At 66.2% G+C, this 15589-nt stretch carries 15 protein-coding genes; 3 read left to right on the forward strand and 12 right to left on the reverse strand.

Translation table 11 applies throughout. The features are described from left to right. The first annotated feature begins 96 nt into the window (after positions 1-96). On the forward strand, positions 97-1773 hold the full coding sequence (locus tag WEA80_06455; GenBank protein ID MEX1186212.1) for a chloride channel protein: 1677 nt from the start codon (positions 97-99) through the stop codon (positions 1771-1773). 17 nt (positions 1774-1790) lie between these two features. Here WEA80_06455 and WEA80_06460 read toward each other — a convergent pair whose 3' ends face one another. The 12 genes from WEA80_06460 to WEA80_06515 all read right to left on the reverse strand — a co-directional run bounded on the left by WEA80_06460 (position 1791) and on the right by WEA80_06515 (position 13517). Then, positions 1791-2051: a GlsB/YeaQ/YmgE family stress response membrane protein gene (locus WEA80_06460; protein ID MEX1186213.1), complete on the reverse strand. Its 261-nt coding sequence runs from the start codon at positions 2049-2051 to the stop codon at positions 1791-1793. Between the two features lie 114 nt (positions 2052-2165). Beyond that, on the reverse strand, positions 2166-2558 hold the full coding sequence (gene queF / locus WEA80_06465) for a preQ(1) synthase (protein MEX1186214.1): 393 nt from the start codon (positions 2556-2558) through the stop codon (positions 2166-2168). 185 nt (positions 2559-2743) lie between these two features. After that, complete coding sequence (locus tag WEA80_06470) at positions 2744-3652, reverse strand: rhomboid family intramembrane serine protease (protein ID MEX1186215.1); 909 nt, start codon at positions 3650-3652, stop codon at positions 2744-2746. Positions 3653-3754: 102 nt separating this feature from the next. Beyond that, positions 3755-4747 carry a D-alanine--D-alanine ligase gene (locus WEA80_06475; GenBank protein ID MEX1186216.1) on the reverse strand — a complete coding sequence of 331 codons (993 nt, stop codon included), beginning with the start codon at positions 4745-4747 and terminating at the stop codon, positions 3755-3757. Between the two features lie 10 nt (positions 4748-4757). Beyond that, positions 4758-6182, reverse strand: coding sequence for a pyridoxal-phosphate dependent enzyme (locus tag WEA80_06480; GenBank protein MEX1186217.1), 1425 nt, complete (start codon positions 6180-6182; stop codon positions 4758-4760). Continuing rightward, positions 6179-6625, reverse strand: a complete 447-nt coding sequence (locus WEA80_06485; GenBank protein ID MEX1186218.1) for an energy transducer TonB — start codon at positions 6623-6625, stop codon at positions 6179-6181. The genes WEA80_06480 and WEA80_06485 overlap by 4 nt, the downstream gene beginning before the upstream one ends. Before the next feature lie 10 nt (positions 6626-6635). Beyond that, complete coding sequence (gene mutS / locus WEA80_06490) at positions 6636-9263, reverse strand: DNA mismatch repair protein MutS (protein ID MEX1186219.1); 2628 nt, start codon at positions 9261-9263, stop codon at positions 6636-6638. A 19-nt stretch (positions 9264-9282) separates the two neighbouring features. Next, positions 9283-10170: an SPOR domain-containing protein gene (locus WEA80_06495; GenBank protein ID MEX1186220.1), complete on the reverse strand. Its 888-nt coding sequence runs from the start codon at positions 10168-10170 to the stop codon at positions 9283-9285. Positions 10171-10300: 130 nt separating this feature from the next. After that, positions 10301-11356 carry a DNA polymerase III subunit delta gene (gene holA / locus WEA80_06500; protein MEX1186221.1) on the reverse strand — a complete coding sequence of 352 codons (1056 nt, stop codon included), beginning with the start codon at positions 11354-11356 and terminating at the stop codon, positions 10301-10303. Between the two features lie 23 nt (positions 11357-11379). Next, positions 11380-11916, reverse strand: coding sequence for a zf-HC2 domain-containing protein (locus WEA80_06505; GenBank protein ID MEX1186222.1), 537 nt, complete (start codon positions 11914-11916; stop codon positions 11380-11382). A 75-nt stretch (positions 11917-11991) separates the two neighbouring features. Beyond that, on the reverse strand, positions 11992-12633 hold the full coding sequence (locus tag WEA80_06510; protein ID MEX1186223.1) for a sigma-70 family RNA polymerase sigma factor: 642 nt from the start codon (positions 12631-12633) through the stop codon (positions 11992-11994). Positions 12634-12965: 332 nt separating this feature from the next. Next, entirely contained in the window at positions 12966-13517 is a 552-nt protein-coding gene (locus WEA80_06515; protein MEX1186224.1) for an NUDIX hydrolase, read from the reverse strand. A 38-nt stretch (positions 13518-13555) separates the two neighbouring features. On the opposite strand from WEA80_06515, the gene WEA80_06520 reads away from it, so the two are divergent. Together WEA80_06520 and WEA80_06525 are read left to right on the forward strand one after the other, a co-directional pair. Next, entirely contained in the window at positions 13556-14911 is a 1356-nt protein-coding gene (locus WEA80_06520; protein MEX1186225.1) for an alkaline phosphatase D family protein, read from the forward strand. A 26-nt stretch (positions 14912-14937) separates the two neighbouring features. Continuing rightward, the gene (locus WEA80_06525) at positions 14938-15549 is read left to right on the forward strand and encodes a hypothetical protein (GenBank protein ID MEX1186226.1); all 612 of its coding nucleotides are present in this window, start codon (positions 14938-14940) and stop codon (positions 15547-15549) included. Positions 15550-15589: the final 40 nt, after the last annotated feature.

The raw sequence follows: 15589 nt of genomic DNA on the forward strand, positions 1-15589 counted from the left end.
CCGGAACCCCGGGCTGCCCGAACCCCTCTCCCGCGGCTGTGGGACAGGGCGCTGCGCTGGCTCGAGAGGCGGGACTGGGATGAGAGCGCCACCCTGATGGTATTCGGTGCCCTCGTGGGGGTCGTCACGGGCCTCGGCGTGGTCGCCTTCTACGGCCTGATCGATCTCAGTCACCTCGTCCTGATAAGCTGGCCACGGGAGAAGCTTCCCCTGGTAGGCCGGGCATTGTATCAGCCACTGCTAACCGCCTTCGGGCTCTGGGCGGCCTGGTTCGTCATCCGCCGCACCCGGACTCCCGAAGGACAGAACGTCCCCGACGTGCAGCTCGCCGTCGCGAAGCGCGACGGCGTGATTCACACGAACCCCGTGCTCGCGCGGGCTCTTGCGGCGGCGATGACGCTCGGCTCCGGCGGCTCGGTAGGAGCCGAAGGACCCGTAGCCGTGCACGGGTCGTGGCTGGGATCGCTTCTCGGGCGACGGCTTCGCTTCCAGACGCGGCACGTCAAGATTCTGGTTGGCTGCGGCGCCGCCGCCGGGATCGCCGGTGCTTTCAACGCGCCGTTCGCGGGCGCGTTCTTCGCGCTGGAAGAAGTACTCGGCACGTTCTCCGCGGGCGCGTTCAGTCCGGTCGTCGTCGCGAGCGTCGTGGGCGCGCTCACAGTGCGCCCGTTCCTCGGCAACAATCTCGTGTTCAACGTCGTGCTGCCGAACGACCCGCATCCGTTCGCGAGCGCGCTGGTGTATCCGTTGCTCGGCATCGCCTGCGGTCTCGTCGCGGTTGGGTACACGCGCCTCGTCCTCGCCGCTCCGGCCGCGAGCAAGCGGGTCCCGGGACCGGATTGGGTCAAGCCCGTGGTGGGCGGCCTCCTTACGGGCGCGATAGTCGCCGCTTCAGGCGGGCTGCTCGCGGGGAACGGACACTTAGCTATCCCCGCGGTGATCTTCGGCGGGCTTGCGTGGTACGTGCTGCTCGCGATCGCGGCCGCGAAGATAGCGGCCACCGCGCTCACGCTCGGCTTCGGCGGATCAGGCGGCGTTTTCACGCCGACGTTGTTCATCGGCGCGGCGTTGGGCGGCGGGCTCGGCGTGCTGGGATCGCAGATAGTGCCGGGAGGACTGGTGAATCCCCAGGCCTGGGCGCTCGTCGGAATGGCCGGCATGGTGGCGGCGGCTACGCGCGCGCCGCTGACGGCCATCTTCATGGTGTACGAGATGACTGACGACTACCGCTACGTCGTCCCGCTGATGCTGGTCACGGCGATCGCGCACGTCACGTCGAGACGATTCGCCAAACACGGCTTGTACGACGGATGGCTCGCGGCGCGCGGCGAGCAGATCGCTCATGGAGTGGACCGCTCGGTCATGGACAGCGTGCACGTGCATGAGGCGTACGACAGGAAAGCGCGGGGCGTGCCCCCCGGCATGGACCTGGACGGGCTGGCCGTCGCCGCGGGTCGCACCAAGCACGGAGTAATACCGGTGCTTGATCCGGAGGGGCGCCTCCTCGGACTGGTCGGACATCACGCCATTCGCGACGCGTTGCTCGCGCGGCTGGAGCATTCCACGGTGCTGATCGCGGAGGATATCGCCGAGCCCGCGGAGACGATCGACTCGCACGCGTCGTTGCGGGAAGCATTGTCCGTCATGAACGCCCGCGGACAGGATGCGCTCGCCGTCGTGGAGCGCTCCCCGCGCGGTGAGCGCTTTTCCGGACTGCTTACCCGGGACGGATTGCTGCAGGCGTACGAGCGCGCGCTGAAGCGCGCGGTGTGATCTCGTACGCCGTCCGGTCAGACCCTCGTTGTAGCGCGCCGGATGAGCCGAAGGAGAAACAGCAGAACCACCGCGCCGATGAACGCCACGAAGATCACGCCCGCCAGTCCGCCGAACGGCGTGGTGACTCCGAGCGTCTGGAACAGCCATCCGCCGATGAATGCGCCGGCGATACCGATGAAGATGTCGCCGATGAGCCCGTAACCGGTGCCGCCCATCACTAGAGACGCGAGCACGCCCGCGATAAGTCCGACGATGAGCCAGGTGAGCAAGTCCATAGCATTCTCCGGAAAGCGTGGGTGACCGTTACGCGGCCCGATCGCTCGATCAGGAAGCCACGTGCATCGGAGAAGGTTCGGCCCGGCGGCAGCCGGGCGCAAGAAGCGTAGCGCTTATCGCTTCCCGTGGGTGGCCGTAACGACCGACTTGATCCCGCCCCGGACGTTGAAATCGCCCACGACCTCCATCCATTTGGGCTTGACCCGCTCCACCAGGTCGTCGAGGATCCGGTTGACAGCCCGCTCGTAGAAGATGCCGTCGTTCCGGAAGCTCCAGAGGTAAAGCTTGAGGCTCTTGAGCTCGACGCAGACCGCGTCCGGGACGTACCGGATCCTTATTGTCCCGAAATCTGGCGCCCCTCCACGCAGCAGCTCCAGCTCGGCGGCGTCCGTCTCGATCCCCCCGACCGGGCAGAGCGACGTGAACTCCGCCGTTTCCATGTAGATCTCGTAATCCCGCTTGGGGTGCGGGTTCTCGAACGTTTCCAGCAGCTCTGGGCGCGGCATGAGAGCGGAGTCTCGCGGGTCCGCGAGCGTTACGCAACTGCCGAGGAGGTGGCGTCATCGTCCGCCGGAGGCGCCGTCTTAGCTTTTCAAGGGGTAGCGATGTCTTCGGATACTCGACGATTCCGCCCCCCTTGAAAAGCGTAGGCGCCGAGGCGGATGATGGCGCCACCGACCGCGCAACGGGGCTAGCCCCCGCGGAGCTCGCGGGAAAAGCGCTCGAGTATCCTGCGTTCGTCCGGGCTGAGGCTCTGTACGCCGGAGCTCGAGATCTTGTCGAGCACGCGGTTGAGCTCTTCCGCACGCCGCTTCCGGGTGTCCAGCGGCGACGGGAGCAGCTTCGGCGTGACGGCCATGCTCCTGGCAACGACCGCGTCCGTGCGATTGACCGAGCTCTCGCGCGTGCGCGGCTGCGGCTTGGGCACCGGCCGGGGCATCTCGTCGGATTCGTCCGGGACGGCGGCGACCCTCCGGCGGAACCGCTCGATACCACCCGAGCCTGGCCCCTTGATGTACACCCAGCCGAAGACGAGCCCGCCGAGGTGTGCGATCGCGGCAATGCTGGAGCCCGCGGAGCCCCGCTGCGAGAGCATTGCAAGCAGCAGGTTGATCACGACCATCCACGCCATGAACCATTTCGTCTTCATGGGGATGATGCCGAAGACGAACACCTCTTCGTCCGGCCAACGCAGCGCGAACGCGAGCATCACTCCATAGACGGCCGCCGACGCGCCGACCAGCACGCCGCTCCGAACCAGAATGAGATGGGTGAGCGCGCCGCCGAGCCCGCACCAGAGGTAGAACGCGGTGAATCCGCGTGTGCTCCATTCGGCTTCCATCCGCGGGCCGAACGACCACAGCATGAACATGTTGAAGGCGAGGTGAGCGAGCCCGGCGTGGACGAACATGTACGTCGCCATCGTCCACCACCCCGCAGGCATGGCGACGCTGTCGAAGCCGAGCGCGGCGAAGACGTTCCGCTCGCCGAAAACCGCCAGCTGCAGGAAGTACACACCGATGTTGATCGCCAGCAGCCAGGCAACCGCTGGTGTGATTCTGAACCGCTCTTCTTCCCGATACTCAGTCGCCGTCGCCACCACCCTATCCCCGCTGAATTCTATCTATACAAAGGAGCCAGTGGCCAGGTTCCTCATTGTCAGCTGCCGCGATTCCTGCTAGCACGCAGCACGCAGCGCAGCTCACCGGTCCGTCGCGAGCAATGCGATCCTCTCGCAAAAATCGGGAAAGGAGATTCCGACCGCCGCGGCCGCCTGCGGAATCAGACTCAGCTCGGTCATCCCCGGCAACGTGTTGACCTCCAGGCAGTACAGCGAGCCGTCGGCGGCCATGCGGAAGTCGACGCGCGGGCAGCCGCCGAGCTTCAGGGCCCGAAACGCCAGCTTCGCCTGCCGCTGCGCGTCCGCCGCCACGGCGGCCGGGATGTCCGCGGGAAACACCTCCTCGGCCATGCCCGCGGTGTACTTGCACTCGTAATCATAGATCTCGTGCTTGGGGATGATCTCCCCCACGGGCAGGGCCTCTTCGCCGAGCATGCCGACGGTCAGCTCGCGGCCGGGGATGAACTTCTCGATCATGACTTCGTCGTCGTGCCGGAAGGCCTCGTTGATCGCGGGCGCGAGATCTTCGATCTTCCTGACCACGGTGAGCCCGACGCTCGATCCCTCCTTGGACGGCTTCACGATCACCGGCAGGCCGAGCTCGGCCAGCACCTCGTCCTTCGTCGCCGGCGCCATCAACCAGTCCGGGGTCCCGACCCCCGCCGCGCGCAGGATGATCTTGGACAGCTCCTTGTCCATGGCCAGCGCGCTGGCCAAGTGGCCGCTACCAGTGTAGCGTATTTTCGCCATGTCCAGGAGTGCCTGGATGGTGCCGTCCTCACCCTGCCCCCCGTGCAGCCCCAAAAACACCACGTCGGCGCCGGTCACTTCCGGCAGCTGGGTCAGCGTCGGGAGGATCGCGAGTGCCTGGAGCTCCTCGCGCGACGGCGGAGTCGTCTTGACCCCGCGCTCCCGCAACGCGCGCTCGGCCGCGGCGTCTATGGGACCTTTCGCCGGATCCACCAGCACTACTTCGTGTCGCTTCGTGCGCAGCGCGTCGGCAATCCGGAGACCCGACGCCATCGACACGTCGCGCTCCGACGACGCGCCGCCCAGCAGTACGGTGATCTTCATCCGGTGAAGCTCAGCTCGACATCATGAAGTGCAGCATGTCCGAGCGGGTCACGATGCCGAGCCGGCCGTCGTCGCGCACCAGCACCGCCGGAGTGGACTTGGACAGCAGCTTGACGATCCCCTCGACGGGCTGATTCGCGTCCACGACCGGGAACGGGGAGTCCATCACGTCGGCGACCGACGCGTCCAGCAGCTTCGGATCCGCGAGCGTCTTCTGCGACAGCGCCCAGTCGCTCACCGAGCCGACACAATCGTCGCCGTCCATCACCGGCAGCTGCGACACGTCGTGCAGCGTCATGAGCCCCACGGCCTGTCGCACGCTCGCGCCGGGCGTCGTGCTGACGATGCCGGGTGATTTCGACGTCTTTCGCAGGAGCACGTCCTCGAGCGAGACGCGCGGCGCGTCGAGCAGCTGATTCTCCCGCATCCATTCGTCGCTGTACAGCTTCGAGAGATACCGCTCGCCCGTATCGGCCAGCACCGTCACGACCAGTGCGTCCGGGTCGTCGAGCTGCTTCGCGACTTGCAGCGCCAGGTGCGTGTTAAGCCCGGAGGAGCCACCGGCAAACAGCCCCTCCTCCCGCGTGAGCCGGCGCGCCATGGCAAACGCATCCTTGTCGCTCACCGTGTGGAACTCATCGACGAGCGACATGTCGAGCGTGCCCGGAACCTTGTCCTGACCGATGCCTTCGACCTTGTACGGCGCTCCCTCGGCGGTGCTCGCACCCTTCGTGCGCCACTTCTCGGCGAGGATCGACCCCGCGGGATCGCCCATGATCAGACGCACCTTCGGATTTTTTTCCTTGAGATAGCGCCCCGCACCGGTGGCGGTGCCGCCCGTCCCGGCGGTGAGCACGAGATGCGTGATCCGCCCCTCGGTCTGTTCCCAAATCTCGGGGCCGGTCGTGGCATAGTGCGCGTCGGGATTCGCTTCGTTGTAGAACTGGTCGGCGAAGACAGCATTGGGCGTCTCGGCGGCGATCCGACGCGCCATCACCAGATAGTGCTCCGGATGGTCGGGTGGAACCGCGGTCGGCGTGATGATCACCTCGGCGCCGTACGCCTTCAGCAGGCGGACCTTCTCCTGCGACATCTTGTCCGGCATTGTGAAGATACACTTGTATCCTTTTAGCACGGCCGCGAGCGCGAGGCCCACGCCGGTGTTGCCGCTGGTGGCCTCGACGATGGTCCCGCCGCGCTTGAGCCGCCCGTCGCGCTCCGCCTGCTCGATGATGGGAAGCCCGATCCGGTCCTTGATGGATCCACCGGGGTTGTACGACTCCGCCTTCACGTAAACCGGCGTCCGGATCCCTCGCGTAACGCGGTTGAGGCGGATCAGCGGGGTCCACCCGATCGTGTCAAGGACCGAGTCATACCGCTTGAGCTTCTCCGAGCTCGCGAGCTGCCCTTGGTGGCCCGGCCCGTCCCGCTTCACTGGGTCCGCGGGCTCTGGCGCAGTATCGTGTCGCCCGGGAGGGCGGGCGCGTCGGGGTGCCTGAAATACACCGGGAACAGAATCGACACCGGAATCGCGTCGCCGCGGCGTCGGGCGGGCACGAATCTCAGCTCGCGCGAGCCTTTGACCGCCGCCGAGTCGAGCGCGGCGTAGCTGGACGTCTCGACCACCCGTGTGGAGTCGGCCGCTACCTTCCCCTGCGCGTCGATGAAGATCCGGAGGGTCACGTTGCCCTGCACTTTCCTGGAGTACAGTGCCGGCGGGTATCGGAACGGCAGCTCCCTGTTGATCATCTGGGGCAGAACTTCGGGCTTGGGACCCGTGTGTCCGGTGACCACCGGATTGGGCTCCGCCTCTTTCCCGCAGGCCGACAGGAAAACGGCGGCGGCGAGCGCCAGCCCCATGAGTGGACGCGAGTTCATGAGCATCAAGTTATCCGTGCTTCGCCTTGTCTACGAGGCGCGCGACCAGGTCGAGCGCCTGTAGCGGGGTGAGATTGTTGGGGTCGGTCCCGCGAAGCTCCTCGATCACGGGATGCGACTCCTCTGCAAAAAGCGGGAGCTGCGGCGGAGGCGTCGGACTCTTGCGCCGGTTGCTGCTCACTATGTGCCCGCTCTCCAACGACTTGAGCACTTCGCGCGCGCGGCCGAGCACGGCGTCGGGGAGCCCGGCCAACCGCCCGACCTCGATGCCGTATGACCGGTCGGCGCCTCCCGGCTCGAGCCGGTGCAGAAACAACACGCGGTCCGCGGTCTCCCTGACGGCGACGTTGTAATTGCGAACCGCCGGCATCTGCTCGTCCAATTGCGTCAGCTCGTGATAATGCGTCGCGAAGATGGTCTTGCATTGCAGCCTGTCGTGCAGGTGCTCGGTTACCGCCCAGGCGATCGAGACTCCGTCGTACGTGGAAGTGCCGCGACCGATCTCGTCCAGCAGCACCAGACTGCGCGCGCTGGCGGAGTGGAGGATCGCGCTGGTCTCCGCCATCTCCACCATGAACGTGGACTGGCCGCGAACGAGGTTGTCGCTCGCGCCGACCCGCGTGAATAGACGATCCACCAGCCCGATGGATGCTGATCGCGCGGGGACGTAGCTCCCGATCTGCGCCAGGAGCACGATCAGCCCCACCTGGCGGAGGATCGTGGATTTTCCCGCCATGTTCGGCCCGGTCATGATGATCACCCGCGCGTGCTCGTCGAGCGTGACGTCGTTGGGGATGAACTTCTCCCGCGGCATCATTCGCTCTACGACCGGATGCCGGCCGCCTTCGATGTTCAAAGCGTAATCGTCGGTTATCGCGGGCCGGACGTAGCTCTCGCGCTCGGCGACTTCCGCGAGCGCCGAGAAGACGTCCAGCTCCGCCACGGCGCGCGCGATCTGCTGCAGCCGCCGCACGTCCGCGGCCGCGCGCGCGCGGAGCTGCTCGAAGATCTCGCGCTCGCGCGCCTCGATTCGCTCGCTCGCCGACAGTACGCGCTCCTCGAATTCCTTGAGCGCGGGCGTCACGAACCGCTCGGCGCCGGTGAGAGTCTGCCGCCGCTGGTAGTCGGCGGGGACGAGATGCGCGTTGCTGTTGGTGACTTCGATGTAATAGCCGAACACGCGATTGAAGCCGACCTTGAGCGAGGAAATCCCCGTGCGCGAGCGCTCCTCGGCCTGGATCCGCGCGATGCCGTCCTTGCCGCCGTCGCGCAGCGCGCGCAGCTCGTCCAGCTCCGCGTCCACTCCGGCCGCGATCGTCGGATCGTCTCCCACGGAGACGGGCGGACGCTGCACGAGGACGCGCTTGATCTCCCCCGAGAGGTCCTCGCACGAATCCCAGTCGGCCCCGAGTCGTCGGAGAATCTCGGACGGCGCTGCGTGGCTGCGTGCTGCGCCCAGGGGAAAGGCCTGGAGAATCTCCGGCAGCACGACCAACGAATCTCCCAACGCCCGAAGCTCGCGCGGGGTGGCGCGGGACGCGGCGGTCTTCGCGGCCAGCCGCTCGATGTCGCGCACGGCGTCGAGGTGGCCGCGCAGCCGGGTGCGCTCCAACGGGCTGTCGGCGAACGCGCTCACGGCGTCGAGCCTCGCTTCGATCGCAGCGCGGACGACGAGGGGCGCGAGCAGCCATTCGCGCAGCAGGCGGGATCCCATCGGCGTCAGCGTGCGGTCGAGCACGCTGCACAGCGTCCCGCTCTGGTCGGCGCCGCCGCGGAGCGACTCTACCAGCTCCAGGTTGCGCCGCGTCATCTCGTCGAGCGGCATCGTTACGCCGGGCCGCTCCACACGCGGCGGTTTGAGGTGCGGCACTCCGCCCGGTTGCAGCTCGCGCATGTACCGGAGCAGCGCGCCCGCCGCGCCGACAGCGAGCCCGTCGTCCGCGGATATTCCGAACCCGTCCAGCGATGCGACCCCGAACTGGCGCTGCAGCTCATCGCGCGCCATCTCGGCGTCGAATTCCCACGACTCTCGCTCGCTAACCAGCGCGTCCTGTGACCGGGGATGATCCTCGGCCGCGCCGGCGCCAGGCTTCCGGACGATCAGCTCTCGCGGCGCGAAGCGGGAGATGAACGCGTCGACGTCGGCCGCGCTGGTGGTCGCTATGTGCATCTCGCCCGTGGAGATGTCCGCGGCGGCCAGCCCCGCGCCGCCATCGGTTATCTGCACCGCGCAGAGAAAATTGCCGAGCGCGCTGTCGAGGAGATCGTCCGCGAACGCGGCGCCGGGAGTGATCGTCTCGACCACCGCCCGCTTCACGACACCCTTGGCGGACTTTGGATCTTCGATCTGCTCGCAGATCGCCACACGGAATCCACCCTGCACGAGCCGGCGGAGATACTCGTTCGCCGCCTTGACCGGCACGCCCGCCAGCGGCACTTCCGCGGCGCCGCCGCTGTTGCGCGATGTGAGCGTGAGGCCGAGGGCTTTGGACGCGACTTCCGCGTCGTCGTAGAACATCTCGTAGAAATCGCCCATCCTGAAAAACAGGATGGCGTCCTGATGCCCCGCCTTGATCTCCCGGTACTGCTGCATCAGCGGCGTCGCCGCCGGCGCGGGTCCCGGAGCTGCGCGTGTCACGGTGGAGTGCGGCGCCGGATCAGCGACCTTCGATGATCGCGATGAAGCCGTCGATACCTTTCGCCTTCATTTCGTTGAGCACGCGCGTCGCCGCCGCCCGCGTGTCGTACCGTCCGACTCGCACGCGAAACGGCGCCGCGGTACCGTCGATGCGCGCCTGGTAGCCGCGCCCGCTCATCCGGTTGACGATCGTTTGCGCCGCCGCGCGCGTGCTCGTGGCCGCGACCTGCACCGAGTAGGTGCGCGCGGCCGCCGATGGCGCCGCCGGCCGGATCACGGGCGCATCGACGGGGATCGAAGGAGTCGCGTCGCGCGGCGTCGAAGGTGGCGCCACCGGTGTCGTCGCCGCGGTCACCGCGCCGCCGCAGCGCTGCTGCTGGTACTCGATCTGGTTCCGGAGCTCGACGTCGGTCGCGGCGGCACGGGCGAGCGCCTCGGCATTCGCGGCGCAGGCAGCGGGGATGTCGCTCTTCTCGAACAGTACCCGCGCCGTCCAATAGCTCGTGCGCGCGTTCTGCCTGCTGCCCGGAAACTCCGTCGCGAGCCGCTGGAGATGACGCAGCGCGCCGTCGCGATCCCCGCGCGCGAGCTCCAGCTGCGCCAGCCGCAGCAGCGCATCTTCCACTCGCGGCGACGTCGCGTGATCCACCACGATCGCGCGATAGTCCCGCTCCGCGTCCGCCGCCGTGGGCGCGAGAGTCGCGCGCCAGAACAGGGCTTCCGCCCGCTCGCCCGAGCCGGGCGCGGTCGAGCGGTACATGGAATCGACCAGCGCGCGCCCCGCCGCGCCCTGCCCTTCGCTCACGAGCCCCTGCGCCCGCGCGTAAACCGGATCGGTCACCGTCTGCGCATTGGCGTCGGCGATCCCGACCAACAACGATGCTGCTGCAATTGCGAAAACTCTCATCTAATCACCCGTTAAACGCTGTTAGCTGTTGGCTATTGGCTATTGGCTGTTGGCTGTTGGCTGGAAGCTGCCGTCGCAGTTAGCACGCAGCACGCAGCACGCAGCGTTGTTCTGCAGCACGCAGCGCATTTCACGCCGCCAACCGGCTGCTGCCAGACGCACATATGCTCAGTACCAGCCCCGCCAGAATCTGTTCATCCGACGCCACTCCCGTCTCCTTCAACGCCATGTCCGCCGCGAGGAGCGCGGCTATCGACCGGTCGAGCGCTTCGGCCGACCAGTCTTCCGTCGCCCGCGCCCAGACCTTCGCCGCCGCGCCGAACGACTTGGGCAGCATGAGCCAGCCCGCGCTCTGCAGCAGTCCTATGTACTCGCGCTCGAGGCTGGTGACCGACATGCCCTTGTCCAGCTTCGCCCTGCCCCATGACATCGCCAGCGTCTGGTTCGCCAGCGCCATCACAATCGACACGCCGGTAGTCTTCGGTTGCGCGAGCAGCCGCGAGAGCATGCCGAGGGCGCGCGCGGAATCCCGGTCGAGGAGCGCGTCCATGAAGTCGCCCAGCGTCTCGCCGTGGCGCACGCCGATCACTTCGCTGACGATCGTCTCGTCGATCTCGCCACCGGATGCGTAGCTCGCGAGCTTGTCCAGCTCGGTCGATAGCTCGTGCAGGTCGGAGCCTACCACGCTATGCAGCAGCTCGGCCGCGGCCGGAGTGATGGACGCTCCGTGCGTCTCGCGCGCGTGGTGCGCGATGAACTTGAGCACGCGCGCGGGGGTCAGGGGGTCGAACTTGAGCTCGGTCGCCCTGGCCGTCAGCGCGCGGTCGGTCTTGCCGGCGGCGGCGACCATGATGAGGCTCGTGCCGGGCGCGGGCGACTCGAGATACCGGTCCAGCACTGAGCGGGTCTGCTTCTTTAGCGCGGCCGGATCCTGCAGGACCACCACGCGCCGCTCCGAGAACATCGGCATCGTGCTGAGCAGTACGTCGAGCGACTCCGCGTTCAACTCGGTCGCGCGCCGGACCTCGAAGTTGAACTGCCTCCCGGCGGGGTCGATGGCGGCGGCGGCTATCTGCCTGACGGCCGCTTCCTTTTGGTATTCGTCCTCGCCGTGGATGTAGTAGGCGGGGTCGAACTGACGGGACTTGACGATTGCCTGGAGCGATCGGGACGCGGCTTGCGACATCGCTCCCAATATACCGCCGACTGCTACCGGGTGAGGTTCGTCAGGCGGAACGCCGAGTTGGCAAACTGGATCTGCGCCTGCTCCGCCATCAGCGCCGCGGGCCAGATCGGAATTCCCATGGACACCGAGGCGAGCATCGCCTGCGACGCCATCAGCGACTCCTCGACCGGCGGCTCATCCTGCGCGGGCACCGTCGCCACTACCGGAGCGTGTGACAGGGGAGCGTCGCTCCCCGACAGGAGGTTCGCGCCCGCGAAGATCAGAAGTCCGGCGGCGCAGACCGCAACCACGGCGCCTCCGGGCGTGAGAAACGACGCGGGCCGCGACAGCGGGGCGTCGTTCAGCTCGCGGATCCTGTCATTCACGCGCTCGGTGAACCCGGCAGAGCACTCGATCCCCGGCATGTTCCGGAACAGCAGCAGCGAGCGGCGGATCAGCGCGTCGTGGCGCGCGCACGGCGCGCATTCGGCGAGGTGCCGCTGCATCTCTACGATTTCAATTCCGGGGAGAACGTCGTCGACGAAGCCGACGTGGCGGGCGTGGAAGGTGCGACAGTCCATGGATACTCGCTACAAGGAGCCTACAGGGTCGGGTTAGGGTACCCGACAAGGGTACCCCGGTTCCCGAACTTGCAGCTATTCCAGTTCCGGCGCTACGATCTCGGCGAAACTGTTTCTGGCCCTGTTGAGCCGCGATTTCACGGTGCCAAGGTTGCAGCCCGTGATCTCCGCGATCTCCTCGTAGGACTTCCCTTCCAGCTCCCGCAGGATGAACACATCCCGGTGGTGCTCGGGAAGCTTGGCGACCGACTCTTCCACGACCCGGCGAAGGTGGCGCTTCCGGTACATGTCGTCCGGCCGGGTCGATGAATCCTCGAACTCGAGCGGTCGGTCCTCGTCCTGCCAGTTCTTCTTGACCGTCTGGAACAGCACCAGCGGGTTGCGCGACCTGTTCCGCAGCTCGTTCTTGGCGAGGTTCGAGGCGATCGTGTACACCCAGGTCGAAAACTTCTTGGAGCGGTCGAACCTATGGAGGTGCCGGTACACGCGGATGAACACTTCCTGCACCAGATCCTCGGCGCGCTCCCTGTCGCCTACCGTCCGGTAGATGAAGTTGAGCAGCCTGGTCTGATACCTGACGACCAGCTCCTCGAAGGCCCGCTCTTCCCCGCCGAGGAAGGCCGTGACCACGCCGGAATCGTCCGCGAGCTTGAGCTGCTCTCGAACGGAGATGGCCGGGGTGGTGATCAACTGCTTGCGGACAACGCTAGTGGCCATGTGGTCTCCTCTCTCTGCAGGTTTCCGGGCTCGAATCGGTTGAGGAACGACCTCAGTCGACGGACCGGTGGTTCACCGTACCAGGTTGCATCGGTCGTGCCGCGCCGTGCCGACAAGTTAAGTCGTTATTTAGCAATGTCTTACGTCGATCGGACTCGCCTTGCGGCCCCCGTTGTGTCCCTTACTCAGGACACTCATAGAACATTTTTAGACGCTGCGCAAAACAGATTGTTAATCCGTTCGGTCATCATGACCGAGAAAACGGCGGCACTACTATATATGTGACTCACTCACGGAGCCTGCGAGGACGCAGCACGCAGCACGCAGCGCAGTTACCGTCCCGCCCGGAATCCGGCGGCAAACAAAATCCCGATGATCGACTTCGCGTCGACGATCTCCCCCTTCTCTATCATCGCCAACGCCCGCGACAGCTTCACCACCTCGACCTCGGCGAACTCGTCCGCCTCATGCGCGGTCTCACCCCGCGTGAGGCCGGTGGCCAGGAAGATGTGAATCTTCTCGTCCGCGAAACCCGGCGTCATGAATGGAGCGCACATCTCTTGGACACTCTCGGCGGTGCATCCGGTTTCCTCGCGCAGCTCGCGATGGGCGCATTCGAGCGGCTTCTCGCCGGCGTCGAGCCGGCCGGCCGGGATCTCGTACAGATAGCCGCCCGCGGCGTAGCGATATTGCCGGAGCAGGAGCAGATCGGGATCTTCTCCGGCGGGGTCGCTCAGGAACGGGACGATCGCGCTCGCGCCCGGGTGGCGAACGATCGCCATCTCTCCCTCACTCCCATCCGGAAACCGGACCCGGTCCAGGTCGAGCTTGAAGATCTTTCCTTCGTACAAGCGCGTGGACGATATCCGTGCGTCATTTTTCATCGTGTCATCCCGGAAGTTTTCTTGAACCGACGATTCAAATGAACCGTTTTCCTCGCCTGCTCGTTCTCGCGCTGAGCTTCGCGCTTGCCTCGCCGCTCCTGGTCGAGGCCCAGACTCGCCCTGCGACACCGGCCGTCACTATCCGCTCCGGACCGATGCTCGGCTACTCCGAGATGCGCGAAGTGATGCTCTGGGCGCAGACGACGGGCACCGCCGACGTGCACTTCGTTTACTGGGATTCGGCCGCGCCCGGCGTACGTCATCGCACGGCAGGTGCCAGGACCGCGGCCGCCGACGCGTTCACGACCAGACAGATCGCGGATCGCGTCGAGCCCGGCAAGGTGTACGGCTATGAAGTCGTGGTGAACGACCGAAGGATCAGCCGGCCGTATCCGCTCCGCTTCCAGACGCAGAGGCTGTGGCAGTGGCGGGAGGAGCCGCCGGCTTTCCGCATCGCCATCGGAAGCTGCGCGTACGTGAACGAGCCCGAGTACGACCGCCCGGGAAATCCATACGGCGGCGGGCTCGAGATATTCACGAGCATCGCGCGCACAAAGCCCGACGCGATGCTCTGGCTCGGCGACAACGTGTATCTGCGCGAGGCGGACTGGTACACTCGCACCGGAATCCTGGCGCGCTACACGCACTCGCGCTCGATCCCGGAGCTGCAGCCGCTGCTCGCGAGCACGCATCACTACGCCACGTGGGACGACCACGACTTCGGGCCCAACAACAGCGATCGTTCGTGGGTCCACAAGGACAAGTCGCTCGAGGCGTTCAAGCTGTTCTGGGGCAATCCCTCGTACGGGGTGGACGGCAAGCCGGGCGTCACGACGATGTTCCAGTGGGCGGACGTCGAGTTCTTCCTGCTCGACGACCGATTCTACCGAACGCCGAACGATCGCGACTCCACCGGCAAGCGCACGTACCTCGGCGAGCACCAGCTCCAGTGGATCATCGACGCGCTGACGTCGAGCCGCGCGCCGTTCAAGATCGTCGCGGTCGGCGGGCAGATGATGAGTCCGATGGCCGACTTCGAGAACTTCGCAACGTACGCCGAGGAGCGGCAGGCGCTGATCGAGGCGATCACGGCGGAGAAGATCCCCGGAGTGGTGTTCCTCTCGGGCAATCGGCATCTCACCGAGCTGACCCGCCTCGAGCGGGCCGGCACCTATCCGCTGTACGACATCACAGTCTCGCCGCTGTCAGCCGGCGCGTACGCCGACGGCAGGGCAAACGCGGCGAGCGTACCGGGAACGCTCGTCCGGCAGCGCAACTTCGCGCTACTCGATTTCAGCGGGCCGCGCACGGATAGATCGATGAAGATCTCCGTGTACGACACCGCTGGCGCGCTATTGTGGACGCGAACGATCACGGCAAGGGAGCTGCGCTAGACGACACGTCTTCGAGCGAGAGGCACATGATCGACCGCGTCATCAAGGCTCTCCTGCGCAGCAAGCCCTTCGCCGCATCGATCTTCCTGACCTACGTCCTGTCCAGCTCCGTTGGCATCTTCATGGCGCATGCGGGAAACACGCTCGCATTGGAGCGGCGCGACAAGACAGTTCAGAAAGCCCTTACCTCCGACAAGGCATCCATCGCCTATCAGTCCGGCGACCCCGCCACGGCGCTGGTTCATGATTTCGCCGGCAACGTGTTCTACGCGGCAATTCCCCAGACCGTAGCCGGGCTCGGCGTCATTCTGCCCTACTTCTCCGTCGCGTACCAGGGCTGGGTCGGCGGGGTTGTGTCCGTCGACAGCACACACCGCAGCCGTTTCCGAAGTATCAAAGCGACGAGCTATTACTTCCTCGTTCTGCTCCTGCAGTTCATTCCGTTCTCGCTTTCCATCGGTGCCGGCGTCCGGTTCGGCGTTGACCTCTATCGGCACAACGCCGATGTCAGTTGGCGCTTCTGGCGATACCGCCTCCCTCGCCAGAGCCTTGTCGATCTCGCCTGCGTGTTTGCAGTCACGATCCCTCTCTTTTTCGTAGCTTCAGCGTTCGAGTTTCTCTCGCCGTGGAATGTGTAGGGTCCGGCTCACGGGCCGACGCGAGTTGCGGTAACGCTAG

This window comes from Gemmatimonadaceae bacterium (assembly GCA_040882285.1).
GTDB lineage: Bacteria > Gemmatimonadota > Gemmatimonadetes > Gemmatimonadales > Gemmatimonadaceae > JACDCY01.

What these genes read in the sequence shown, in the direction of transcription:
- WEA80_06525 (MEX1186226.1), top strand. Translation starts at nt 14,938, where the DNA reads ATGATCGACCGCGTCATCAAGGCTCTCCTGCGCAGCAAGCCCTTCGCC.
- WEA80_06505 (MEX1186222.1), bottom strand. Translation starts at nt 11,916, where the DNA reads ATGGACTGTCGCACCTTCCACGCCCGCCACGTCGGCTTCGTCGACGAC.
- WEA80_06460 (MEX1186213.1), bottom strand. Translation starts at nt 2,051, where the DNA reads ATGGACTTGCTCACCTGGCTCATCGTCGGACTTATCGCGGGCGTGCTC.
- WEA80_06520 (MEX1186225.1), top strand. Translation starts at nt 13,556, where the DNA reads ATGAACCGTTTTCCTCGCCTGCTCGTTCTCGCGCTGAGCTTCGCGCTT.
- WEA80_06455 (MEX1186212.1), top strand. Translation starts at nt 97, where the DNA reads ATGGTATTCGGTGCCCTCGTGGGGGTCGTCACGGGCCTCGGCGTGGTC.
- holA (MEX1186221.1), bottom strand. Translation starts at nt 11,356, where the DNA reads ATGTCGCAAGCCGCGTCCCGATCGCTCCAGGCAATCGTCAAGTCCCGT.
- WEA80_06485 (MEX1186218.1), bottom strand. Translation starts at nt 6,625, where the DNA reads ATGAACTCGCGTCCACTCATGGGGCTGGCGCTCGCCGCCGCCGTTTTC.
- WEA80_06510 (MEX1186223.1), bottom strand. Translation starts at nt 12,633, where the DNA reads ATGGCCACTAGCGTTGTCCGCAAGCAGTTGATCACCACCCCGGCCATC.
- WEA80_06495 (MEX1186220.1), bottom strand. Translation starts at nt 10,170, where the DNA reads ATGAGAGTTTTCGCAATTGCAGCAGCATCGTTGTTGGTCGGGATCGCC.
- queF (MEX1186214.1), bottom strand. Translation starts at nt 2,558, where the DNA reads ATGCCGCGCCCAGAGCTGCTGGAAACGTTCGAGAACCCGCACCCCAAG.
- WEA80_06475 (MEX1186216.1), bottom strand. Translation starts at nt 4,747, where the DNA reads ATGAAGATCACCGTACTGCTGGGCGGCGCGTCGTCGGAGCGCGACGTG.
- WEA80_06515 (MEX1186224.1), bottom strand. Translation starts at nt 13,517, where the DNA reads ATGAAAAATGACGCACGGATATCGTCCACGCGCTTGTACGAAGGAAAG.